This is a genomic window from Lysobacter yananisis (assembly GCF_031199375.1).
Taxonomy (GTDB): domain Bacteria; phylum Pseudomonadota; class Gammaproteobacteria; order Xanthomonadales; family Xanthomonadaceae; genus Lysobacter; species Lysobacter yananisis.
Genome location: NZ_CP133568.1, coordinates 2407868 through 2430620 on the forward strand (window position 1 = coordinate 2407868; position 22753 = coordinate 2430620).

The window sequence follows — 22753 nt, forward strand, 5'->3', positions numbered from 1 at the left end:
CGCCTAGCGCGCCATGGCCAGCTACGACCTCATCGTCCTGGGCGCCGGCATCGTCGGCGCGGCCTGCGCCGAGCGCGCGGCCGGCGAGGGCCTGCGCGTGGCGGTGGTCGAACCCGGCCCGGTCGGCGGCGGCGCGACCGCGGCGGCGATGGGGCATCTGGTGGCGATGGACGACGATCCGGCCGAGCTGGCGTTGTCGCGCCTGTCGCTGCGGTTGTGGGAGCGCTTTGCCGACCTGCCGCTGGCCGAATTCAGCCGTTGCGGCACCTTGTGGGTCGCGCGCGAGCCGCGCGAACTCGACGGCGTCGCGGCCAAGGTCGCGCGCCTGGCCGCGGCCGGAATCGAGGCGCGGCCGGTCGGTGCCGACGAGTTGTACGCGCTGGAGCCGCATCTCACGCCCGGCCTGTGCGGCGGCATGTTGGTCGCGGGCGAAGCGGTGGTGTATCCGCCGCGCGTCGCCCAGCACCTGCTGCAACTGGCGTGCGAACGCCAGGCGCAGGCCTACCTCGGCCGCCGCGCGGTCGCGCTGACCGCGCACGGCGCGCGCCTGGACGACGGCAGCGAGCTGCGCGGCCCGGTGCTGGTCGCCACCGGTTGCGCCCTGCCCGAACTGCTGCCGCAACTGCCGATGCGTTCGCGCAAGGGCCATCTGGTCATCACCGAGCGCTATCCCGGCCGCATCCGCCATCAGCTGCTGGAACTCGGCTATGCCGACAGCGCCCACGGCGACGCCGACAGCAGCGTCGCCTTCAACGTGCAGCCGCGGCCGACCGGGCAGATCCTGATCGGCTCCTCGCGCGAGTTCGGCGTCGAAGAGCGGGCGGTCTCGCCGCCGATGCTGCGGCGCATGCTCGAACGCGCTTTCGCCTTCGTGCCGATGCTGCGCGAATTGCAGGCGTTGCGGGTGTGGACGGGGTTCCGCCCGTGCACGCCGGACGGCCGCCCCTACATCGGCGCGTTCGCGCCGCGCCCGCACACCTGGGTTGCCGCCGGCCACGAAGGCCTGGGCGTGACCACGGCGCTGGGCACGGCGCAGTTGCTGGTCGAGCAACTGCTCGGCCGCGCGCCGGCCATCGACCCGGCGCCGTACGCGCCGACGCGGATGCTGCGATGAGCGCCGCGCCGGTTCGCCTGGACATCGACGGCGTCGCGGTCGAGGTGCCCGCCGGCGCCAGCGTCGCCGCCGCGGTGGCGCTGGCCGCGCCGCATTTCCGCCGCTCGCGCAGCGGCCAGCCGCGCGCGCCGCTGTGCGGCATGGGCGTGTGCTTCGAATGCCGGGTGCGCATCGACGGCGTCGAGCACCAGCGCTCGTGCCTGGTGCCGGCGCGCGAGGGCATGCGGGTGGCCTGCGATGACTGAGCGCTGCGACGTGCTGGTGGTGGGCGCCGGCCCGGCCGGGCTGGCGGCGGCGCAGGCGGCCGCGTCGCACGGCGCGCGGGTCGCGCTGGTCGACATGCAGGCCAACGCGGGCGGACAGGTGTGGCGGCGCGATGCGCGCCGGCCCGCGCCCGATCCGGCGCGCGAGCGCCTCGACGCATTGCTCGCCGGCGCACGAGTGCGCTGGCTCGGGCAGGCGCAGGTGGTCGCGGCCGAGCCCGGGCAGGTGCTGGTCGAACAAGCCGGAACCGCCATCGAACTGAGTTACGGCGCGTTGGTGCTGGCCACCGGCGCGCGCGAATTGCTGTTGCCGTTTCCGGGCTGGACCTTGCCCGGCGTCACCGGCGCCGGCGGCCTGCAGGCGCTGGTCAAGCAAGGCTGGCCGATCGCCGGCCGGCGCGTGCTGGTCGCCGGCAGCGGCCCGCTGCTGCTGGCCGCGGCCGCCACCGCGCAGCGCCACGGCGCGCGCGTGGTCGCGATCTACGAACAGGCGCCGGCCGCGCGATTGCACGCGTTCGCGCGTCGGCTGTGGCGCTGGCCGGGCAAATTGGCCCAGGCCGCGGCCTTGCGCGCGCGTCTGGCCGGCACGCCGTATCGCACCGGCCGCTGGGTCGTGGCCGCGCACGGCGAAGGCCGCGTGGTCGAGGCCGAATTGAACGACGGCGAACGCATCGCGGTCGACCAACTCGCGGTCGGCTACGGGCTGGTGCCGAATCTGGAACTGGCGCAGCAACTGGGCTGCGAGCTGCAGGCGCACGGCGCCCATGCCTGCGTGCGCGTGGACGCGCTGCTGCGCACCAGCGTCGCTTCGGTGTACGCCGCCGGCGAGGCCTGCGGCATCGGCGGCCGCGACTGCGCGCTGGTCGAGGGCGCGATGGCCGGCCACGCCGCCGCCGGCGCGGTCGAAGCCGCGCGCGCGCTGCAGCCGCGGCGCGCGCGTTCGCGCGCGTTCGCGGCGTTGTTGCCGGAACACTTCCGGCTCGATCCGAGCGTCCTGGCCGCGGCGACGCCGGACGCCTTGGTATGCCGCTGCGAAGACGTGCGCCTGGGCGAGATCGACGCCCACGCCGACTGGCGCGCGGCCAAGCTCGCCACCCGCTGCGGCATGGGCAGCTGCCAGGGCCGCATCTGCGGCGCCGCGCTGGCGCAATTGCGCGGGCCTGCGTTCGCGCCCTCGCTGTCCGCCGCGGGCCCGCGTCCTCCCGTTTTCCCCGTGCGCCTGGCGGCCCTGGCCGCGCACGGCGCCGCGCCGCACGCGCCGCCGCCGGCGGCGTCCGAACCGATCACGCACTCAGTCCCACAAGGAACCGTTCCATGAGCACTGCTTCCATCTGGCGCGGCGTCATCCCCGCCATCACCACTCCCTTCCACGCCGACGGCGCGATCGACCACGACTTCCTCGCCCGCCACGCGCGCGAGCTGATCGACGCCGGCTGCACCGGCATCGTCCCGCTGGGCTCGCTCGGCGAGGCGGCGACGCTGAGCTTCGACGACAAGCTGGCGATCCTGCGCACCCTGGTCGCCGCGCTCGACGGCCGCGCGCCGGTGATCCCGGGCATCGCCGCGCTGTCCACCGCCGAGGCCGTGCGCCTGGCGCAGGAAGCCAAGAAGATCGGCTGCGCCGGCCTGATGGTGCTGCCGCCGTACGTGTATTCGACCGACTGGCGCGAGATGAAGGCGCACGTGGCCGCGGTGATCGCCGCCACCGACCTGCCGTGCATGATCTACAACAACCCGGTCGCGTATAAGACCGACTTCTCGCCCGAACAGATCGCCGAGCTCGCCGGCGAATTCGCCAACGTGCAGGCGGTGAAGGAATCCTCCGCCGACGTGCGCCGCTTCGCCGCGCTGCGCGCGCTGCTCGGCGACCGGCTGGAGCTGCTGGTCGGCATGGACGACGCCATCGTCGAAGGCGTGGCGATGGGCGCGACCGGCTGGATCGCGGGCCTGGTCAACGCCTACCCGAAGGAATCGGTGCGCCTGTTCGAGCTCGCCCGCGACGGCGGCGCGCCCGCGGCGGCAGCGTTGTACGCGTGGTTCCTGCCGCTGCTGCGGCTCGACACCGTGCCCAAGTTCGTGCAGCTGATCAAGCTGGTGCAGGCCCAGGTCGGCATGGGCGCCGAGCACGTGCGCGCGCCGCGCCTGCCGGTGACCGGCGCCGAGCGCGACGCCGCGCTGGCGGTGATCGAACGCGCCCAGGCGCAGCGTCCGGAGCTGTGACGATGAGCGCGCGCGAACCGGTGTTGGTGGGCGGGCGCTGGCAGGCCTCGCTGGACGCGGCCGGCGAGTTCCGCGCCTTCGACCCGACCCGCGCGGTCGAGGTCGGCGCGGCGTTCCCGATCTCCGGCGCGCAGGACGCGCGCGCTGCGTTGGCGTCCGCGTGCGCGGCCGCCGAGGAACTGGCCGCGTGCGCGCCCGCGCGCATCGGGGCCTTCCTCGACGCCTACGCTGCGGCGATCGAGGCCGACGGCGAGGCGCTGGTCGAACTGGCGCACCTGGAAACCGCGCTGCCGGCGCGGCCGCGCCTGGCCGAGGTCGAATTGCCGCGCGCCAGCGGCCAGCTGCGCCAGGCCGCGCGCGCCGCGCGCGAGCGCAGCTGGACCCAGCCGATCATCGACACCGCCGCCGGCCTGCGCTCGCACCTGGCACCGCTGCGCAAGCCGGTGCTGATCTTCGGGCCGAACAATTTCCCGTTCGCGTTCAACGCGGTCGCCGGCAGCGATTTCGCCTCGGCCATCGCCGCGCGCAATCCGGTGATCGCCAAGGTTCATCCCTCGCATCCGGGCACCAGCCAGCGGCTGGCGCAGCTGGCGCACCGCGCGTTGCTGGACGCCGGCCTGCCGGCGCAGTCGCTGCAGGTGCTGTATCACCTCGATCCCGCGCTCGGCCTGGAACTGGCCGGCGACGCGCGCCTGGGCGCGCTGGCGTTCACCGGCAGCCGCAGCGCCGGGCTCGCGCTCAAGGCCGCGGCCGACGCGGCCGGCGTGCCGGCCTACCTGGAACTGTCGAGCATCAACCCGGTGTTCCTGCTCGAAGGCGCGTTGCGCGAGCGCGGCGAAGCGCTGGCGCAGGAATTCTTCGCCTCGTGCACGCTCGGCGTCGGCCAGTTCTGCACCAACCCCGGCGTGGTGGTGGTGCCGCGCGGCGAGGCCGGCGACGCGTTCGTCGCCGCCGCAGCCGCGCGTTTCGACGCCGCGCCGGCCGGCACGATGTTCTCGCAAGGCGTGCTCGATCACCTGCGCGCGGGCGTGGCGGCCTGGCGCGCGGCCGGCGCGCAGCCGCTCGGCGGCGACGTGGCGGCGGACGGCGAGGGCTATCGGGTTCGGCCGGCGCTGCTCGGCGTCGACGCGGCCGCGTTCGTCGCCGACCGCCGCCTGCAGAGCGAGGCGTTCGGTCCGGCCAGTCTGGCGGTGCGGGTCGACGGCATCGACGAGGCGTTGCAGGTCGCCGCGGCGCTGGAAGGCAATCTCACCGGCACCATCTACGGCGGCGACAGCGCCGCGGACGACGACGACTGGCGCCGCCTCGCCGGCGCGTTGCGCCCGCGCGTGGGCCGGCTGATCGACGGGCGCATGCCCACCGGCGTCGCGGTCAGCGCGGCGATGAACCACGGCGGCCCGTATCCGAGCACCGGCCATCCGGGTTTCACCGCGGTCGGCATGCCCAGCGCGATCCGCCGTTTCGCCGCGCTGCATTGCTACGACCACGTGCGCCAGGACGCGTTGCCGGACGAATTGCGCGACCGCAATCCCGGTGGCCTGTCGCGTTGGGTCGACGGCGGCTGGACCTTGGACGACATCGCGACGAAGACGGACGGAACGACGGCATGAACGCAGCGGCGCAGATCGGCGGACTGACTCTGGAAACGGCGCGCGCGCGATTGGCGCCGTGGACGCAGCGCGCGCCGGCGATCGGCGCGGAGGAATACCAGCAGCGCCTGGAACGCGCCCGCGCGCTGATGCGCGCGCACGGCTTCGACGCGCTGCTGGTCAGCGCCGGCGCCTCGCTGCGCTATTTCGCCGGCGTGCCCTGGGGTGCGAGCGAGCGGCTGGTGGCGCTGCTGCTGACCCTCGACGGCGATCCGCTGCTGGTGTGCCCGGCGTTCGAAGCCGGTTCGCTCGCGCACGTGCTCAAGATTCCGGCCCAGGCGCGGTTCTGGGAAGAACACGAAGACCCGCACGCGCTGGTCGCCGCGGCCCTGCGCGAGCGCGGCGCGCGCCGGCTGGCGCTGGACCCCGGTGCGGCGTTCGCGATCTTCACCGGCCTGCGCGCGGCCGCGCCGCAGCTGGAACTCGGCGACGCCGCGGCGATCGTCGACGGTTGCCGCGCGCGCAAGTCGCCGGCCGAGCTGGCGCTGATGCAACAGGCCACGGCGATGACCCTGCAGGCGCATCGTCTCGCCGCCGGCCTGGCCGAGGAGGGCGTCTCCACCGCGACCCTGCGCCGCTTCATCGACGAAGCGCACCGCGCGCTCGGCGCCGACAACGGCTCGACCTTCTGCATCGTCCAGTTCGGCCGCGCCACCGCGTTCCCGCACGGAATCCCAGGCGAGCAGCAGTTGCGCGAAGGCGAGCTGGTGCTGATCGACACCGGCTGCGCGGTGCAGGGCTACCACTCCGACATCACCCGCACCTACATCTGCGGCCGCGCCGACGACGACCAGCGGCGCATCTGGGACCTGGAACACGCGGCCCAGCGCGCCGCGTTCGAAGCGGTGCGTCCCGGCGTCAGCGGCGAAGCGGTCGACGACGCGGCGCGCGCGGTGTTGCAGCGCGGCGGCCTGGGGCCGGACTACCGTCTGCCGGGCCTGCCGCACCGCACCGGCCACGGCTGCGGGTTGAGCGTGCACGAGGCGCCGTACCTGGTGCGCGGCAACCGCGTAGGGCTGGAGATCGGCAACTGTTGCTCGAACGAGCCGATGATCGTCGTGCCGGAGCGGTTCGGGGTGCGGCTGGAGGATCATTTCTTCGTCACCGAAGACGGCGCGCGTTGGTTCACCGAGCCGTCGGTGGCGATCGACCGGCCGTTCGCGGATTAATTCGCATGCGGGGCTAGGTGCGCCGGCGGTTTAGGATGCGTGGTCGCGGCTCGCGCCGCTCCTACAGTCGGAGACGAAACCGACCGAAGCCCCTGTAGGAGCGGCGCGAGCCGCGACCGCGCCCCTCCAACCGCCGGCGCAACCCGCCAACGCGCGGCAACCGTTCGTTCCGAACTGCGTATCTGCGCGGCCGATCAAGCTTTGCGCTCCCGACCATGCAATGCGGCACTGGCCGCGCCCGTGCGGTCCGCGTTTCGCTGTGGTCCGCGCCGTCGCCGGGGCTCGCGCCCTGCGCGCGGCGCGTCCCCTGAACACGCCGTCCAAGGAGGTTCGCATGTTCCGCGCAATCCGCATTGGCTTGTCCCGTTTCGCCGCCGCGCCCCGACGTTTGCTGGCCGTGGCGCTGTTGTCGCCGGCGCTGTCGCTGCTCGCCGCCGCGCCCGCGCTCGCGGCGACGCCGCAGGCACCGGCCGCGGCGCCCAAGCGCTTCGACCTGCCGCCGACCACCGGCCCGTACAAGGTCGGCACCTTCACCCTGCACATCGTCGACCGCGCGCGCGCCGATCGTTTCGTCGGCGGGCCGCGCGAGTACATGGTCACCGTCAGCTATCCGATCGCGCCGCACGCGCGCGGCGCGCGCGTGCCGTGGCTGGAACCGGCGCTGGTGCCGGAATGGAGCGCCACCGCCGCCGGCTACGGCATCGCGCCCGAAGCGGTCGACTGGGCCGGCGCGCGCCGGCCGGCGATCCAGGGCGCGCCGCTGCTGCGCAACCCGCGCGGCTGGCCGGTGGTGCTGTTCTCGCCTGGCCTGCAGTACTTCCGGGAACTCTATAGCTCGCTCACCGACGATCTGGCCAGCCACGGCTACGTGGTCGCGTCGATGACCCACACTCATGAAGCCTTCTACACCGCGTTTCCGGGCGGGCGCGTGGTGCGCGGCCAGGACTTGGTGGAAACGGTGGAATCGACCCAGATGTGGCTCGACACGCGGGTCGGCGATTCGCGTCATCTGCTCGACGCGCTGACGCTGTCGAACCGCGGGTTCTATCCCGGCGCCGGACACGGCCGCCTGCCGCCGGGCTGGCGCGGCGGGCTGGACCTGGCGCGGGTCGGTTTCCTCGGCCATTCCTACGGCGGCACCACCGCGGCCGAGACCATGTTCTTCGACCGCCGTTTCGACGCCGGGCTGGATTACGACGGCCGCCTCTCGACTACCTACGGCCCGCCGCAGGACCTGCCGTACGGCCCGACCCTGGCCGCGCGTTTCGGCCTGGACCGGCCGTTCCTGCTGGTCGGCGCCGGCGTGCACAGCCACCTGGATTCGCACGATCCGTCGTGGCCGCAGTTCTGGGCCAGCCAGCGCGGCTGGAAGCGCGAGGTCAACGTCGCCCGCGGCGAGCATTTCACCTTCAGCGATTTCACCGCGGTGCTGCCGGCGCTCGGCGACGCGGTGCCGCCCGGCTTCGGCGTCGCCGTCTACGGCAGCCTGCCGCCGGCCCAGGCCGTGGCCGCGACGCGCTACCACAGCCGCGCGTTCTTCGACCTGCACTTGAAGGGCCGGCCGACGCGCTTGTTCGACCGCGGCAGCCCGGCGTATCCGGAGTTCCGCCCGGTGCCCTGAAACAGCTGGCTGCGCAAAGACGCGGACAGCGAGCCGGTCGGATCCGGCTCGCTGCTCGCTGCTTTTCGCTGTTTTCTAGCCCTAAAGACATATCCGCGGGCACGCGGATTCGCGCATCATGGGCGAGTCCGTAACCGCAGGGTCCCGCGATGCCTTCGATCCGTTCCGTATTCGTGCGCGCGCCGCTGGCCGCGTTGTCCGTGGCCGTGCTGATGGCGCTCGCGCCCGCGTCCGCGCTGGCTGCGCAAGCCGCGCCCGCCGCCGCCGACAAGGCCGCCAGCGCGGCCGCCGACAGCGCCGCGGCGCGGTTCAAGGCGCTGTACACGCGCGAATGGAAATGGCGCCAGGCGCAGTTCGCCGGCGGCGACGACGAGGACGGTCCGCAGGGTCAGCCGGCCGCGCGCCTGCCCAAGGTCGATCCGGCCACCCAGGCCGAACGCGAGCGCTATTGGGCGCAGGTGCTCAAGGAACTCGACGCCATCGACGCCAAGCAGCTCGAAGGCGAGGACCCGGTCAACCTGGAAGTGTTCCGCCAGCAGATCCAGAGCCTGCTCGCCAACCAGCGCGTGCGCCAGTACGAGATGCCGTTCAACAGCGACAGCGCGTTCTGGACCAACCTGGGCTTCACCGCGCGCCGTTCGTTCCGCGACGTCGACGGCTACGAGCGTTACCTCGGCCAGCTGCGCGACATCCCGCGCTATTTCGACGAGCAGATCGGCAACATGCGCGCGGGCCTCAAGCGCGGTTTCAGCGTGCCGCGGGTGACGCTGACCGGGCGCGACGTGTCGATCAAGGAAGTCGTCGACGCCAAGCTCGAGGACAACCTGCTCTACACCCCGTTCAAGAAGATGCCGGCCACCATCCCCGCCGCCGAGCAGGCGCGCCTGCGCGCGGAAGCGGCCAAGGCGATCGACGCCTCGGTGTTGCCGGCGTACCGCAAGCTGCTGCGTTTCATGCAGGACGAGTACACGCCGCAGGCGCGCACCACCCTGGCCGCGGAGAAGATGCCCGGCGGCGAGGACTACTACCGCGCCAAGATCCGCGAATTCACCACGCTCGACCTGACTCCGCAGCAGATCCATCGGATCGGCGTGGAGGAAGTGGCCAAGATCCGCGCGCAGATGGAGCAGACCATCGTCAAGACCGGGTTCAAGGGCACGTTCCCGGAGTTCCTGCACTACCTGCGCACCGATCCGAAGTTCTATCCCAAGAGCGGCGACGAACTGCTGATGCGCGCTTCGTGGCTGGCCAAGCGCGTGGACGCCGAGATCGGCAACTACATCGGCCTGTTGCCGCGCCAGCGCTTCGCGATCAAGCCGGTGCCGCCGGATCTGGCGCCGTTCTACACCGCCGGCCGCGGCGGCCGCGACGTCTATCTGGTCAACACCTACGACCTGCCGTCGCGCCCGCTGTTCAACCTGCCGGCGCTGACCCTGCACGAATCCGCGCCGGGCCATTCGCTGCAGATGTCGCTGGCGGCCGAGCACGAGGGCTTGCCGGATTTCCGCCGCTACACCTATATCTCCGCCTACGGCGAGGGCTGGGCGCTGTACACCGAGAAGCTCGGCATCGAGATGGGCATGTACGACACGCCCTACGATTACTTCGGTTACCTGACCTACCAGATGTGGCGCGCGAGCCGTCTGGTCGTGGACACCGGCGTGCACCACCTGGGCTGGACCCGCGAGCAGTCGCTGGCGTTCCTGCGCGACAACACCGCGCTGAGCGAGCATGAGATCGAGACCGAGGTCGACCGCTACATCGGCTGGCCGGGGCAGGCGCTGTCGTACTACCTCGGCCAGATGAGCATCGAGCGCTCGCGCGCCAAGGCCGAGCAAGCGCTGGGCGAGGACTTCGACATCCGCGCCTTCCACGACGCGGTGCTGGCGCTGGGCTCGGTGCCGCTGCCGGTGCTGGAGCGGCGGGTGGACCGGTTCATCGAGGAGAGCCGGGCCAAGGCGGCGGAGAAGAAGCGCGATGCGGCGGCGAAGAAGAGCGCTGCAGCGGGGTGATCGGGTGGCTCGATCGAGCGGTGTGATGCGACAGCGCGATCGAGCGGCGTGATGCGGCGGCGTGATGCAGCGCTATCTCATGCTGCCGCGCCCCCACCTATCGTCATTCCCGCGAACGCGGGAATCCAGGGCTTCATCGCTACAGTGCTTTGAAGTCCCTGCGGCGTGCGGGTGGAAGCAAAGTCAAAATGGGTTCCGGCTTTCGCCGGAATGACGGTGTGAGGACTGCGCGGCGGGTCGATGAACAGTCCGATATGCGGTGGCGCGGATGCAGCGCTCGACCCTCTTGCCGCGACCTCGCCTACCGTCATTCCCGCGAACGCGGGAATCCAGGGCTTCATCGCGACAGTGCTTTGAAGTCTCTGCGGCGTGCTGGTCGAAGCAAAGTCAAAATGGGTTCCGGCTTTCGCCGGAATGACGGTGTGAGGACTGCGCGGCGGGTCGATGAGCAGTGCGATATGCGGTGGCGCGGATGCAGCGCTCGACCCTCTTGCCGCGACCTCGCCTACCGTCATTGCCGCGAACGCGGGAATCCAGGGCTTCATCGCGACAGCGCCTTGAAGTCTCTGCGGCGTGCGGGTCGAAGCAAAGTCAAAATGGGTTCCGGCTTTCGCCGGAATGACGGTCGTGGGGGCTAGACGGTATGCGTTGCGACGCGACGCCGTCGGTCGCGCTCAGTCCGCAACCGGCTGCGGCAATCCCCACGGCTTCCACACCGCCCGATACTGCGCCTGCGGCAACAGCACGAACAGCGGCCGCGCCTGCGGCCGCAGCCACGCCAGCAGTTCGTCCATCGCCGCGTCGCTCATCGCCGTGCAGCCCGCGGTCGGTTCGCCCGGCGCGCGCTGCAGGTGGGCGAAGATGCAGCTGCCGGCGCCGGGGACGTGCGCCGGGTTGTGGGCGATGACGAAGCCCAGGCGGTAGCGCGGATCGCCGTCGGCGTGCAGGTCGCGGCGCATCGGTTCGGTCGAGCCCTTCACCGCTTCGTCGCCGACCCGGCGCGCATCGACGATGCGGTCGTACAGCGGCGAGGCGGGCACGTCGATGCAGTAGTGGCTGGCGCTCATCGGCGCGTACGCCAGCGCGGTCTGCGCGGTTTCGGCGTAACCGAACGCGGTGCCGACCGCGAACATGCCGGCCGGCGCGCGGCCGTCGCCTTCGCGCTTGAGCGGTCCGCCGTCGTCGGGCGCGGCGCGCAGGCCGCGGCCCCAGGCGGCGCCGTTGCGGCCGATGCTGACCGCGACCGGTTCGCCGACCGCGAGCCATTGGCCGCCTTCGAACAGATAGCGCTGCAGGCGGCCTTGCGTGGCGTTCCAGTCGGCGGTGGTGACCAGCACCAGCTGCGGCTGCGCGGCGCCGTCGCCGGCGCGGTCGGCGCGGGTGCTTGCGCAGCCGGCAAGGGTCATGGCGGCGGCGAAGAGCAGGGCGGGGGCGTAGCGGGGCATGGCGGATTGGTTCCTGGAAAGTGATTCGCCGGGTGCGACGGGTTTGCGTCGCTTTTTGTAGGAGCGGCGCGAGCCGCGACCGCGACATCGCACCTGCGGCGCAAGGTTCGTCGCGAGCGAGGTGTCGCGGTCGCGGCTCGCGCCGCTCCTACAGGGAGATCGCGCGGCATCGCGGTCGACGAGATGTGGAGATCGCGCGGCAGCGCGGTCGATGGGATGTGGAGATCGCGCGGCAGCGCGGTCGCAGCGGTGTGGGGATCGCGCGGCATCGCCAACGATCCGCCTCAGATGTCGAGCATGTCCTGCACCCGCTCGGCCTGGCGGTCGAGCTGGCGCAGCCGGTCCTGGCCGCGTTCGCACAGCAGCACGAAGATCAGGTCGAGCAGGTGTTGTAACGCGCTGTGGTACAGCAGCGGTTCGACGTGCGCGCGCTCATCGTGCGCCGACACCAGCAGCGCGTGGTCGGCGTGCGCGCGCAAGGGGTTGGGCGTGTGCCGGGTCGCCGAGACCACCCGGCCGCCGCTCTCGGCGAAGCTGCGCGCCAGATGGCATAGCGAGGTCAGCTTGCCCTGTTCGGACAGCACCAGCAGCACGTCGCCGGCGCCGGCGCTGGCGGTGCTGGCGGCCATCAGCACCGGATCGAAATGGTGGATGCCGAGGATGCCGATCATCGCCAGCTTCATCGACAGCGCGCGCGCCGGCACGCCGTCCTCGCCCAGGCCGATCACGTAGACCCGGCGCGCGTGCTGGATCAGTTCGGCGATGGCCTCGATGCGCTCGGGCGGATTGATCAGCCGGGTCTCTTCCTCGGCGCGGGCCTTGCCGTGCCACAGCCGTTCGGCCAGGGCCTGGTTGGGATCGGCCGGCGCGGCCTGGGCGCCGGCGCCGTCGTCGTGGCGGTCGCCGCGCGCGATCGCCTCGCCGATGGAGAACTTCAGGTCCGGATAGCCCTTGAAGCCGAGCTTCTGGCTGAACTTGACCACGCTCGACTGGCTGATCCCGAGCGCGTTGGCCAACTGCTGCGAAGAGTAGTCGCGCAGCAGGTGCGCGTTCTCCAGCAGATAGTCGGCGATGCGGCGTTCGATCGCCGACATCTGGTCGCGTTCTGAGCGGATCTTGAGCAGGGGCGACATCGGCAGGGGTCCGGTCCCGGGCGCGGCGGTGTGGGCTACAGCGTAGCCGGCTTCGCGCGAGTGCGCAGGTCAGGCGGCGGCCAGCGTCTCCAGGCCGCGGATCTCGCGGATGCCCAGGCCCGGCGCATCGGTGACGGTGATCTCGGACTCGTTGAAGATCACCCCGCCGTCGACCGGGTTGAACGCGCACAGCGAGGGGCCGTCGAGGTCGACCTTGGTGATGACGTTGGACTTGGCCACCGCCAGGTGCACCGCCGCGGCGACCGAGATCGAGGTCTCGATCATGCAGCCGATCATGCATTCCACCCCGTACATCGCGGCGATGTCGGCGATCTGGATCGCCTTGGACAGGCCGCCGGTCTTCATCAGCTTGATGTTGATGATGTCGGCCGCGCGCATGCGGATCAGGTCGATCACCTCGACCGGGCCGAACACGCTTTCGTCGGCCATGATCGGGGTGTGGACGCGGTCGGTGACGTACTTGAGCCCTTCCAGGTCCTGCGCCTTGACCGGTTGTTCGACCAGTTCCAGCCGCACGCCGGCGTCTTCCAGCGTCTGCAGGGCGTACACCGCCTGCTTCGCGGTCCAGCCCTGGTTGGCGTCCAGGCGCAGCAGGGCGCGGCCCTCGACCGCGGCGTAGATCGCCTTGACCCGCTCGATGTCGACGCCGATGTCCTTGCCGACCTTGATCTTGAGCGACTCGAAGCCGCGGTCCACCGCGGCGATCGAATCGGCGACCATCTTCTCGATGTAGTCCACCGAGATGGTCAGGTCGGTGGTGATGACCGGATCGCCGCCGCCGAGCATCTTGTACAGCGGCGCGCCGTAGAGCTGGCCGAACAGGTCGTAGACCGCGATCTCCACCGCCGCCTTGGCGCTGGAGTTCTTCTCGATCGCGCCCTGGATCAGGCCGGTGATGCGGTTGAGGTTGGCGATCTCCTGGCCGATCAGGCGCGGCGAGATGAACTTGCGGATCGCCTCGACGATGGAGCCGTGGGTGTCGCCGGTGATCGGCGCGGTCGCCGGCGCCTCGCCGTAGCCGACGTGGCCGGTGTCGGTGTGGATGGTGACGACGATGTCCTCGACCGTGTCGACCGTGCGCAGCGCGGTCTTGAACGGCGTCTTGAGCGGAACCCGCAGCATGCCGAATCGGATGTCGGTGATCTTCATGTGTCGATGGTGTCGTGGGGTGCGTCGTGTTCGGGTGAGGCGCCGGGCGCCGTAGAAGAAGGTAAGCCGGTCCGGTCGCGGAGGCGAGCGGCGCTTCGCGACGAGCCGTTTTTATGTGGGAGGGCCTTCAGGCCCGACGCTTCTGTTCCCGGTTGCGGTGGCTTGGAAGAAAAGCGTCGGGCCTGAAGGCCCTCCCACAAGAGCAGGCTGCATCGGGGCCGAAGGCCTTCCCACAGGGGCGGCGCTCATGGACGAATACGTTGAATGCTGGTGATCCGGTCCACCGTCGGCTGCTCCTTGTTGAACAGCAGCGGCACCAGCGGCGTCACCGAGACGCCGTTGAGGTGGACCCGGGCGAGGTCGCCGGTGCGGTCGCGGAAGGTGATGCCGGTCGTGTCGTGGATTACGTACGGCCAGCCGTCCTCGTGCCCGACCACCATCATCACGTGGCCGGGGATGTAGATCAGGTCGCCGACCTCCAGGGTCTTGACGATCTTCAACCGTTCTTCGTGGCCGAGCGTTTCGTCCAGGTCGATGCGGTTGTAGGCCGGGCTCACCGCCTGGTCGCGGGTGTTGCGCGGCAACTGCACGCCGAAGCTGCGGTAGATCTCCGAGACGAAGCCGCTGCAGTCGCGGGTGTTGTAGGAATGGCCCCAGCCGTAGCGTTCGCCGAAGAACTTGAAGCCCTGGCGGACCAGGTTGGCCTGGGTCAGCGGCAGGTAGTCCGCCGCGGTATCGGCGGTGCGCGGCAGCAGCGCCGGCGAGAACTTCAGCGTGCCGTCGGCGTCGCGGTACGGCAATTCGATCACGTGCGACGCGTAGTGATGCTGGCCGTTGACCGGCCGGTCCGCCGGCCAGTCGGCCAGCAACGGCACGCGCACGCCCATCTCCAGCTGCACGTCGGAGACGCCGGGCTGCTCGGGCGTGTGCACGGTGCGCGCGGTCGCGCCGGTGACGACCAGGTATGGCGTCTTGCGGGTGTAGGCGAACACCGCCGCCTTGTCGCCGAGCGCGACGCGGTCCTTCTCGACCCAGGCCGCGTACAGCGGGCTGACCACGAACCAGTACTTGCGGTCGCGGCTCTCGTGCGCGACCGCCACCGGCGTGCCCGGGAACAGCGCGCTTTCCTGGAAGCGGTCGATGTCGGTGTCGCCGCGCGAATTGAACACGCGCATGCGGGTGGGGAAGGTGCGCAAATCGGCGCGGCGCACCACCAGGCCGTAGCGGACGGCTTGCTGCGCGGGAATCGCGTCGAGCGCGAGTTCGGCGTCGAAGCCTTGCAACGTGGCGGCCGGGACGTCTTCGCCGCGTTCGTCGAACAGCGGTTCGTCGCGCGCCTGCGAGATCGCTGCGATCCATTCGCGCACGCGCTCGCGCGGCAGCGTCGCCGGCAGGCGCTCGATGTCGTGCACGGACGCGTCGAGCTCGGCCAGGCGCGCGTTCTGGCGGGCGATGGCGCGGCCGTCGAGGATCACCGCGTCGGGCCTGCGCTGCTGGCGGATCCAGTAATCGGCGTTCAATTGCCCCTCCTCGATGCCGATCACGCCGGTCGCGGGAATGCCGCGGTCGCGCGCGGCGCCGGGCGCGGTGCTAGGGCTCTGCGCGAACAGCGTGCCCGACAGCAGCGCCGATGCTGCGATGCAGCGCGCGAGTGCGCGAAAGCGGGTGGGGCGTCGGCGGCTCGGGGCGGTACCCATCGCGTCAGGCTCCGGCGGGCGCGCGCGGTCGGCGGGCGCCGTCACAGGGCGATGCCGGACGTCCGGCATCGATGCCGGGCGCGCCGCGGCGCGTCCGGGGTCGAGCCGGAGAATACATGCTTCCTAGCGAAAATAGATACGGAATAATTTATTGACCGCCTTTCTTCCACATGTTACACAGCCATGAACCGATGGCCCCGCGTGGGTGACACAGGTATGGATCCCGTGACTGACCTGCTGTTTATCGCTCCCCGCGCGAGGGCCATCGTCTCTCCCGGCGGACGCTGGCGCCCGTGCGCGCTGGCGTTCGGCCTGATCTTCGCGCTGCCGGCGCTGGTGCTGGGCCTGCGCGTGTCGGTCGGCCCCGCCCAGGCGCAGGCGCGCGCGGCCGACGAGGCCGCGGCGCGCGAACTCGATGCCATCGTGGCGCTGATCGACGCCGGCCGTTTCGACGATGCGCGCGCTCGAATCGATGCCGCATCGCAACAGCCCGGCGTCGACGAACGCGAACGCGCCGCGCTGGCGTTCCAGCGCGAGCGCATGCGCCGCATCCGCCTGGACTTCGGCCTGGACCGGGCCGAGGCCGAACAGAAGGTGCGCGCGCAGATTCCCGATCTCAAGCGCGAAGAGTTCGACGCCTGGGACCGCCAGGGCCTGCTCGAATCGATGACCATCGACGGCGACAAGCGCTACTTCAACCGCGCGCCGTCGAACCTGTTCCGGCTCAGCGCGCAGGCGCTCGCGCGGCGGCGGCCCGATGCCAAGCCGTTGAGCGCGGGGCCGATGGAAACGCTCAACGATCATCAGCGCGAAGTGCGCGACGACGCGCTCGAACGCGGTTACGGCGCGCCGCGGCGCGTGCGCATCGTCCAGTCGCTGACGGTGAAGGCCGACGCGGTGCCGGCCGGCAAGACGTTGCGCGCATGGCTGCCGTATCCGCGCGACCTGCCGCATCAGCAGGAAGACATCCGTTTCCTCGCCAGCGCGCCGGCCGCGCACAAGATCGCGCCGGCATCGAGCCTGCAGCGCACGGTCCACTTCGAGCAGCCCGCGCAAGCCGGCAAACCGACGAAATTCGAGGTCAGCTACGAGCTGACCGTGTTCGGCCAGTACCGGCGCATCGATCCGGACAAAGTCGCGCCCGCGCCGGACAACGGGGAAACCCGCGATTACCTGGGCGAGCGCCCGCCGCACATCGTGTTCACCCCGGCGCTGCGCGAATTCTCGCGCAAGGTCGTGGGCGCGGAGAAGAATCCGTACCGGATCGCGCAGAAGCTCTATGCCGCGGTCGACGCGATCCCGTGGGCCGGCGCGCGCGAGTATTCGACGATCTCCAACATTTCCGACTACGCGCTGCGAGCCGGCCACGCCGACTGCGGCCAGCAGACCCTGCTGCTGATGGCGCTGCTGCGCCTCAACGGCATTCCGGCGCGCTGGCAGTCCGGCTGGGTCTACGGCGACGACGGCTATACCAACATGCACGACTGGGCCTGGCTGTACCTGGCCCCGTACGGCTGGCTGCCGGTGGACGTCACCACCGGCCGCTTCGAATCGCCCGATCCGCAACTGGCCGGCTTTTACCTCGGCGGCCTGGACGCGTACCGGGTGGCGTACAACGACGATTACGGCCGCGGCTTCGTCCCGGCCAAGCGGTTCGATCGTTCCGAGACCGTGGACTCGCAACGCGGCGAGGTCGAGTGGGAAGGGGGAAATCTCTACTTCGACCAGTGGGACTACGACTACAAAGCGCAGGTGCTGACGACGAAGCAGTGACGCGGCGCGGCACCGCCCACATCAGTTAGGGGAGGAAGTGCGGCAATGAAAGGCAAGAGCTTTCGCAGGTCCGGCTTGTGCGTGGCGATGGGGATCTGCCTCGCATCGATGATGCTGCCGGCGCTGGCGGCCAACACCGACGGTTCGCTGTCCGGCCGCGTCGCCGCCGGCGCCGAGGTCACCGTGCGCAATGCCGACACCGGCTTCACCCGCACGGTCAAGGCCGATGCGCAGGGCAACTACCGCTTCCCGTTCCTGCCGATCGGCACCTACCAGCTGCAGGCCAGCAAGGACGGCCAGGCGGTCGGCGAGACGGTGCAGGTGGTGGTGAGCCTGGGCAACGAATCCAACGTCAGCCTCGGCGGCGCCACCGACCTGGCCGCGGTGCAGGTGATCGGCTCGCGCGTGATCACCCCGGTGGACGTGCGCTCGACCGAATCGGCCACCAACATCACCAAGGCCGAACTCGAGCGCGTGCCGATCGCCCGCGACGCCCAGGCGGTAGCGCTGCTGGCGCCGGGCGTGGTCCAGGGCCAGTACGGCGGCGCCTCGTTCGGCGGCTCGTCGGTGTCGGAGAACGCGGTCTACATCAACGGCCTCAACGTCACCGACTTCTACAAGCGGGTCGGCTTCTCGACCATCCCGTTCGGCTTCTTCAAGGAGTTCCAGGTCAAGACCGGCGGCTATTCGGTCGAATTCGGCCGCACCACCGGCGGCGTGATCAACGCCGTCACCCAGTCGGGCACCAACGAGTTCAAGTACGGCGCCGAACTGGTGTGGGAGCCCAAGTCGCTGCAGTCCACCGGCGACGACCACTACGACCGCCAGGGCCGGGCCTACCGCATCTCCAGCAAGGACAAGTACGACCGCACCAACCTCAACGTGCATGCGTCCGGGCCGCTGGTGCGCGACAAGCTGTTCTTCTACGCGATGTACGAGTTCCGCGACTACCAGCCGCAGAGCACCAACAACGCCGGCGGCACCTTCTTCGACGGCAAGTCCGACAAGGGCTTCTGGGGCACCAAGCTCGACTGGCAGATCAGCGACCGCCACCTGCTCGAGTTCCTGGCCTTCTCCGACAAGAACGAGACCACCACCGACAACTACGACTTCACCACCGGCCGCCGCGGCGTGCGCAGCAACACCCAGTACAGCGAGGTCGGCGGCGTCAACTGGGCGCTGACCTACACCGGCTACCTGAGCGAGAACTTCTCGATGAAGGCGCTGTACGGCGAGAACAAGCGCGACCGCATCGCCAGCAGCCTCAACGACCAGGACTGCGACGCGGTCCAGGACCGCCGCGACGGCAGCCTGCCGCAGATCGGCTGCGTGTCCTCGGCCCAGGTCGAGAACGGCGCCGACAAGCGCGAAGCCGCGCGCCTGGACTTCGAGTGGCAGCTCGGCGACCACCTGCTGCGCTTCGGCCTGGACCGCGAAACCAACACCTCCGACAACGAGAGCTTCTATCCGGGGCCCTCGCGCAAGTTCTACCAGATCTATCCGACCGCGCCGGGCACCGAACTGGAGAACGGCGGCATCGTCCCGGCCGGCGTCGTGGCCTACGTGCGCGCGCGCCAGCAGGAGGTCAGCGGCACCTTCGAAACGATCAACTCGGCCTATTACCTGGAAGACAACTGGCAGGTCACGCCGAACCTGATGCTCAACGCCGGCGTGCGCGTGGAGAGCTTCGACAACAAGAACGGCGCCGGCAGCACCTACATCAAGATCGACGACATGATCGCTCCGCGCGCGGGGTTCTCGTGGGATTTCCGCGGCGACGGGCGCTCGAAGGTGTTCGGCAACATCGGCCGCTACTACCTGCCGCTGGTCAACCAGATCAACGTCAAGCAGGCCGGCGCCTTCCTCGACGAGCGCACCTACTACGCGTTCCAGGGGCTGGAAGCGTTCGAGCGCAACGGCACCACGTACTACCGGCCGATCCTCGGCGCGCAGATCGGCCCGATCGACAACAGCCAGGGCGACGGCACCGTCGGCGACCTGCGCAGCGAGGTCGACCGCGACCTCGATCCGGTCTACCAGGACGAGGCGATCCTGGGCTACCAGGCCATGTTCGGCGACACCTGGTCGTGGGGCGTGCGCGGCATCTACCGGCGCCTGCACAACGCCATCGACGACATGAACATCTCGTCCAACGGCATCGTCTGCAACGGCAAGCGCAAGGACATGGGCTATGTGATGGCCAACCCGGGCAAGAACGTCACGCTGTACACCGACACCGACTGCGACGGCGTCAACGACGCCTACGTCACCATCGACACCTCGCGCGCGGGCTGGGCGGTGTACGACGCCAACGGCAAGTACCTGGGCGAGCGCGGCTGGGTCAAGCCCAAGCGCACCTATCGCGCGCTGGAGTTCATGCTCGACCGCGCCTGGGACGACAAGTGGGCGTTCAACGCCTCGTACACCTGGTCCAAGAGCGAGGGCAACGCCGAGGGCCCGTCGAACTCCGACTTCGGTTTCGACAACACCAGCCGCACCGAGTCCTTCGACGATCCCTACGTCAACCTCGACGGCGACGGCCCGCTGCCGAACGACCGCCGCCACCAGCTCAAGCTGCGCGGCGCCTATGCGATCGACGACCACTGGACCGTGGGCGCGACCTTGAACGCCCAGTCCGGCCGCCCGATCAACGCCTTCGGCATGGGCACGCCGTACGACCGCCGCATCTACCACAGCTTCTACGTGTGCGTGGACAAGTGCACGCTGCCCTACGACCAGCGCGTATACCAGCTGCGCGGGCGCGGCGCCGGCGGGCGCACGCCGTGGATCTACGACGTCGGCGCCAGCCTGACCTATCAGAAGTCCTTCGGCGCCGCCGACCTGCGGGTCAAGCTGGCGGTCTACAACCTGCTCAACCAGCAGCGCGCGGTGGAAGTGGACGACTCCTACGAGACCGGCGTCGGCGTGGTCAACAAGTTCTACGGCCTGGGCACCGGCTACCAGAACCCGCGCTACGCCCAACTGACCGTGTCGGTGGATTTCTGAGCCGCGCGGCGTGAACCGCGTTGCCGCCTCGTGCTTTCGGGCGGCCCCGGCAGAACGGGGCCGTCTTCGTTCTACCTCGACAGGGCCGGCATCGCTGTCCCGCGCGATCGCGGGCATCGGTTTGCTTGGCGCGGCCCTGTTCTTTTCTTCGTCCGCGCCGGCGGCCGCGCACGACCCGCGCGCCGCCGGCCTGGACCGCCTCGTCGACGAAGTGCAGGCACGCTACCGCCTGCCCGGATTGGCGGTGGCGGTGGTCGAAGACGGCAAGGTGGTCTATGCGCGCACCGACGGCGAGCTGGTCGCCGGTTCCGGGCGAAAGATCGGTCCGGACGCGCTGTTCAAGATCGCCTCCAACACCAAGTCGATGACCACCGCGCTGCTGGCGCGGCTGGTCGATGCGGGAAAATTGCGCTGGGACGACCCGGTGACGAAGCATCTGCCGGATTTCCGCATGCACGAGGACTGGGTCACCCGCGAAATGCAGGTCCGCGACCTGCTGATCCACAACTCCGGCCTGCGCGCCGGCGCCGGCGACCTGATGCTGTGGCCCGAGCCGAACCGCTTCAGCCGCGGCGACGTGATCCACGGCCTGCGCTACCTCAAGCCGGTGCACAGCTTCCGCTCGCGCTACGACTACGACAACCTGCTCTACATCGTCGCCGGCGAAGTCGCCGCGGCCGCGGGCGGGGCGCCGTACGAGCAGTTGCTGCGGCGCGAAGTGTTCGCGCCGCTGGGCATGGACGGCTGCCGGGTCGGCGCGTTCGCGCGCCGCGACGCGGCGCCGCTGGCGCAGCCGCACGCACGGCGCGAGGGCCGCTACGTGCCGGTGCGCGAGGACGGCGACGCCATCGCCGCCACGCCGATGGACCCGGCTGGCGGCGTGCGCTGCGGCCTGGACGACATGACCCGCTGGCTGCGCGCCTGGCTCGATCCGGCCGCGTACTCGCGCGACGGCCGGCCGTGGCTGTCGGCGCAGCAGCGCGGCGAACTGTGGCGCGCGCAGATGCCGATGACCCCGACCCGGCGCCAGCGCGAGTGGTCGGGCACCCGTTTCGCCGCCTACGGCTACGGCTGGCGGCTCAGCGACTTCGACGGCGAATTCAAGGTCGCCCACACCGGCACGCTGATGGGCATGTACTCGCTGACCGCGCTGCTGCCCGAACGCAAGGCCGGCTTCGTGGTGCTGATCAACGGCGACGCCGGCGACGCGCGCAGCGTGTTCGACCAGGTGTTGAGCCAGCGTTACACGCGGATGCGCGACGGCCGGCCGCGCGGGGAGCGCGGCGTGGCCTGGTACGCCGACGCGATCGAACGCGAGGCGGCCGCGCCGGCCGCCGGCCGCGCGCCCGACACTTCGGCGCGGCGGCCGGCGCAGCCGGACGAGCTGCGCGGGCGCCTGGGCGTCTACCGCGATCCGTGGTTCGGCGAGGTCGGTCTGTGCGCGCGCGGCGGCGAAGTGGAATTCGCCTCGCGAAAGTCGCCGCTGATGACCGGTAAGATCGTCCGGGTCGGGCCGCGCCTGCTGGTCGACTGGGACGCGGAGGAAGTCGACGCCGAGGCCTGGATCGACTTCGCCGCCGCGGCCGAGCCAGCCGCCTTCAGCATGAGCAAGCTCGACCCGGATGCCGATTTCAGCTACGACTATGAAGACCTGGCGTTCGCGCGCGTCGGCGATTGCGGTTGAGGCCTGCGCGCTGCTGGTGCTGATCGGCTGCGTCGCCGCGGTGCGTTCGCCGCAGGCGCGGACCGGGCCGGCGCCATCGCCCGCGCCGGCCGCGGCCGCGGCCGCGCCGGTGGCGGCGGTCGCGCCGACCATCTCCACCGCCCAGGACGCCGCTGCGGCCGGCATGGTCGAGATCCGCAGCCTGGTGCCCGACATCGACCTGGAGATCCGCTACGCCGGCGGCGACAACTTCGTCGGCCGCCCGGTCGCCGGCTACCTCGGCGCCGCGTGCTACCTGCACCGGCCGGTGGCGCAGGCGCTGGCGCGGGTCGAGCGCGAACTGCGCGCGCAGGGGCTGCGCCTGCGCATCTACGACTGCTACCGCCCGGTGCGCGCGGTGCGCGACTTCGTCGCCTGGGCCGCCGATCCCGACGACCAGAAGACCAAGCCGCGCTACTACCCCACGCTGGACAAGAGCCGGCTGCTCGGCGACTACATCTCGCCGACCTCGGGCCACAGCCGCGGCGCGACCTTGGACCTGACCCTGCTCGAACCCAGCGGCGAGGGCTACGCGCCGCTGGACATGGGCACCGGTTTCGATTTCTTCGACGAACTCGCCCACACCGATGCGCCCGGCGCGAGCCTGGCCCAGCGCGGCCACCGCCAGCGCCTGCGCGCGGCGATGCAGCGCGAAGGCTTCGAGAACTATCCGCTGGAGTGGTGGCACTACACCTTCAAGCCGGAGCCGACGCCGCGCACGGCGTTCGATTTTCCGGTGAGGTGAGCGGGGCGGGAGCAGGGGCCGTGGAATCGGAACG

At 70.8% G+C, this 22753-nt stretch carries 18 protein-coding genes; 12 read left to right on the forward strand and 6 right to left on the reverse strand.

All coding sequences use genetic code 11. The annotated features are described in order from the left end of the window. The first annotated feature begins 13 nt into the window (after nucleotides 1-13). From RDV84_RS10145 to RDV84_RS10180, 8 genes are all read left to right on the forward strand, one after another. The gene (locus tag RDV84_RS10145) at nucleotides 14-1114 is read left to right on the forward strand and encodes an NAD(P)/FAD-dependent oxidoreductase (protein WP_309153326.1); all 1101 of its coding nucleotides are present in this window, start codon (nucleotides 14-16) and stop codon (nucleotides 1112-1114) included. Beyond that, nucleotides 1111-1359 (forward strand): 2Fe-2S iron-sulfur cluster-binding protein, encoded by a 249-nt coding sequence (locus tag RDV84_RS10150; protein ID WP_057949179.1) that lies wholly within the window; start codon nucleotides 1111-1113, stop codon nucleotides 1357-1359. The genes RDV84_RS10145 and RDV84_RS10150 overlap by 4 nt, the downstream gene beginning before the upstream one ends. Then, nucleotides 1352-2695 carry an FAD-dependent oxidoreductase gene (locus tag RDV84_RS10155; protein ID WP_309153327.1) on the forward strand — a complete coding sequence of 448 codons (1344 nt, stop codon included), beginning with the start codon at nucleotides 1352-1354 and terminating at the stop codon, nucleotides 2693-2695. Before RDV84_RS10150 ends, RDV84_RS10155 begins: the two co-directional genes overlap by 8 nt. Continuing rightward, entirely contained in the window at nucleotides 2692-3597 is a 906-nt protein-coding gene (locus RDV84_RS10160; RefSeq protein WP_078997485.1) for a dihydrodipicolinate synthase family protein, read from the forward strand. The genes RDV84_RS10155 and RDV84_RS10160 overlap by 4 nt, the downstream gene beginning before the upstream one ends. A gap of 2 nt (nucleotides 3598-3599) precedes the next feature. Next, the gene (locus tag RDV84_RS10165; protein WP_309153329.1) at nucleotides 3600-5207 is read left to right on the forward strand and encodes an aldehyde dehydrogenase family protein; all 1608 of its coding nucleotides are present in this window, start codon (nucleotides 3600-3602) and stop codon (nucleotides 5205-5207) included. Then, entirely contained in the window at nucleotides 5204-6415 is a 1212-nt protein-coding gene (locus tag RDV84_RS10170) for a M24 family metallopeptidase (RefSeq protein WP_309153330.1), read from the forward strand. Before RDV84_RS10165 ends, RDV84_RS10170 begins: the two co-directional genes overlap by 4 nt. 334 nt (nucleotides 6416-6749) lie before the next feature. Next, nucleotides 6750-8036 (forward strand): alpha/beta hydrolase family protein, encoded by a 1287-nt coding sequence (locus RDV84_RS10175; protein WP_309153331.1) that lies wholly within the window; start codon nucleotides 6750-6752, stop codon nucleotides 8034-8036. Nucleotides 8037-8185: 149 nt separating this feature from the next. Further along, a complete protein-coding gene (locus RDV84_RS10180; protein ID WP_425606285.1) occupies nucleotides 8186-10048 on the forward strand; it encodes a DUF885 domain-containing protein in 1863 nt (620 codons plus the stop codon). 77 nt (nucleotides 10049-10125) lie between these two features. Here the strand turns inward: RDV84_RS10180 and RDV84_RS10185 are convergent, their stop codons facing one another. The 6 genes from RDV84_RS10185 to RDV84_RS10205 form a co-directional block, all read right to left on the reverse strand. Then, nucleotides 10126-10593 carry a hypothetical protein gene (locus tag RDV84_RS10185; protein ID WP_309153332.1) on the reverse strand — a complete coding sequence of 156 codons (468 nt, stop codon included), beginning with the start codon at nucleotides 10591-10593 and terminating at the stop codon, nucleotides 10126-10128. A 129-nt stretch (nucleotides 10594-10722) separates the two neighbouring features. Further along, nucleotides 10723-11493 carry a L,D-transpeptidase family protein gene (locus RDV84_RS10190; RefSeq protein WP_425606284.1) on the reverse strand — a complete coding sequence of 257 codons (771 nt, stop codon included), beginning with the start codon at nucleotides 11491-11493 and terminating at the stop codon, nucleotides 10723-10725. A 284-nt stretch (nucleotides 11494-11777) separates the two neighbouring features. Further along, the gene (locus RDV84_RS10195) at nucleotides 11778-12626 is read right to left on the reverse strand and encodes a MurR/RpiR family transcriptional regulator (protein WP_057949173.1); all 849 of its coding nucleotides are present in this window, start codon (nucleotides 12624-12626) and stop codon (nucleotides 11778-11780) included. Nucleotides 12627-12695: 69 nt separating this feature from the next. Beyond that, the gene (locus RDV84_RS10200) at nucleotides 12696-13796 is read right to left on the reverse strand and encodes a dipeptide epimerase (RefSeq protein WP_057949172.1); all 1101 of its coding nucleotides are present in this window, start codon (nucleotides 13794-13796) and stop codon (nucleotides 12696-12698) included. Nucleotides 13797-13907: 111 nt separating this feature from the next. Next, entirely contained in the window at nucleotides 13908-14045 is a 138-nt protein-coding gene (locus tag RDV84_RS26165) for a DUF6053 domain-containing protein (protein WP_425608197.1), read from the reverse strand. Further along, nucleotides 14042-15493, reverse strand: coding sequence for a C40 family peptidase (locus RDV84_RS10205; RefSeq protein WP_309153334.1), 1452 nt, complete (start codon nucleotides 15491-15493; stop codon nucleotides 14042-14044). Before RDV84_RS10205 ends, RDV84_RS26165 begins: the two co-directional genes overlap by 4 nt. Nucleotides 15494-15709: 216 nt before the next feature. Between RDV84_RS10205 and RDV84_RS10210 the strand changes: the two genes are divergently transcribed. The 4 genes from RDV84_RS10210 (at nucleotide 15710) to RDV84_RS10225 (ending at nucleotide 22719) form a co-directional block, all read left to right on the forward strand. Beyond that, nucleotides 15710-17266 (forward strand): transglutaminase-like domain-containing protein, encoded by a 1557-nt coding sequence (locus RDV84_RS10210; RefSeq protein ID WP_309153335.1) that lies wholly within the window; start codon nucleotides 15710-15712, stop codon nucleotides 17264-17266. A gap of 45 nt (nucleotides 17267-17311) precedes the next feature. Continuing rightward, the gene (locus RDV84_RS10215; RefSeq protein WP_309153336.1) at nucleotides 17312-20272 is read left to right on the forward strand and encodes a TonB-dependent receptor; all 2961 of its coding nucleotides are present in this window, start codon (nucleotides 17312-17314) and stop codon (nucleotides 20270-20272) included. A gap of 121 nt (nucleotides 20273-20393) precedes the next feature. Then, on the forward strand, nucleotides 20394-21956 hold the full coding sequence (locus RDV84_RS10220) for a serine hydrolase domain-containing protein (RefSeq protein ID WP_309153337.1): 1563 nt from the start codon (nucleotides 20394-20396) through the stop codon (nucleotides 21954-21956). Next, nucleotides 21916-22719 (forward strand): M15 family metallopeptidase, encoded by an 804-nt coding sequence (locus RDV84_RS10225; RefSeq protein ID WP_309153338.1) that lies wholly within the window; start codon nucleotides 21916-21918, stop codon nucleotides 22717-22719. Before RDV84_RS10220 ends, RDV84_RS10225 begins: the two co-directional genes overlap by 41 nt. Nucleotides 22720-22753 lie beyond the last annotated feature (34 nt).

What these genes read in the sequence shown, in the direction of transcription:
- RDV84_RS10175 (WP_309153331.1), top strand. Translation starts at nt 6,750, where the DNA reads ATGTTCCGCGCAATCCGCATTGGCTTGTCCCGTTTCGCCGCCGCGCCC.
- RDV84_RS10155 (WP_309153327.1), top strand. Translation starts at nt 1,352, where the DNA reads ATGACTGAGCGCTGCGACGTGCTGGTGGTGGGCGCCGGCCCGGCCGGG.
- RDV84_RS10205 (WP_309153334.1), bottom strand. Translation starts at nt 15,493, where the DNA reads ATGGGTACCGCCCCGAGCCGCCGACGCCCCACCCGCTTTCGCGCACTC.
- RDV84_RS10190 (WP_425606284.1), bottom strand. Translation starts at nt 11,493, where the DNA reads ATGCCCCGCTACGCCCCCGCCCTGCTCTTCGCCGCCGCCATGACCCTT.
- RDV84_RS10150 (WP_057949179.1), top strand. Translation starts at nt 1,111, where the DNA reads ATGAGCGCCGCGCCGGTTCGCCTGGACATCGACGGCGTCGCGGTCGAG.
- RDV84_RS10200 (WP_057949172.1), bottom strand. Translation starts at nt 13,796, where the DNA reads ATGAAGATCACCGACATCCGATTCGGCATGCTGCGGGTTCCGCTCAAG.
- RDV84_RS10160 (WP_078997485.1), top strand. Translation starts at nt 2,692, where the DNA reads ATGAGCACTGCTTCCATCTGGCGCGGCGTCATCCCCGCCATCACCACT.
- RDV84_RS10165 (WP_309153329.1), top strand. Translation starts at nt 3,600, where the DNA reads ATGAGCGCGCGCGAACCGGTGTTGGTGGGCGGGCGCTGGCAGGCCTCG.
- RDV84_RS10210 (WP_309153335.1), top strand. Translation starts at nt 15,710, where the DNA reads ATGGATCCCGTGACTGACCTGCTGTTTATCGCTCCCCGCGCGAGGGCC.
- RDV84_RS10215 (WP_309153336.1), top strand. Translation starts at nt 17,312, where the DNA reads ATGAAAGGCAAGAGCTTTCGCAGGTCCGGCTTGTGCGTGGCGATGGGG.
- RDV84_RS10170 (WP_309153330.1), top strand. Translation starts at nt 5,204, where the DNA reads ATGAACGCAGCGGCGCAGATCGGCGGACTGACTCTGGAAACGGCGCGC.
- RDV84_RS26165 (WP_425608197.1), bottom strand. Translation starts at nt 14,045, where the DNA reads ATGAGCGCCGCCCCTGTGGGAAGGCCTTCGGCCCCGATGCAGCCTGCT.
- RDV84_RS10180 (WP_425606285.1), top strand. Translation starts at nt 8,186, where the DNA reads ATGCCTTCGATCCGTTCCGTATTCGTGCGCGCGCCGCTGGCCGCGTTG.
- RDV84_RS10185 (WP_309153332.1), bottom strand. Translation starts at nt 10,593, where the DNA reads ATGAAGCCCTGGATTCCCGCGTTCGCGGCAATGACGGTAGGCGAGGTC.
- RDV84_RS10145 (WP_309153326.1), top strand. Translation starts at nt 14, where the DNA reads ATGGCCAGCTACGACCTCATCGTCCTGGGCGCCGGCATCGTCGGCGCG.
- RDV84_RS10195 (WP_057949173.1), bottom strand. Translation starts at nt 12,626, where the DNA reads ATGTCGCCCCTGCTCAAGATCCGCTCAGAACGCGACCAGATGTCGGCG.
- RDV84_RS10225 (WP_309153338.1), top strand. Translation starts at nt 21,916, where the DNA reads ATGAAGACCTGGCGTTCGCGCGCGTCGGCGATTGCGGTTGAGGCCTGC.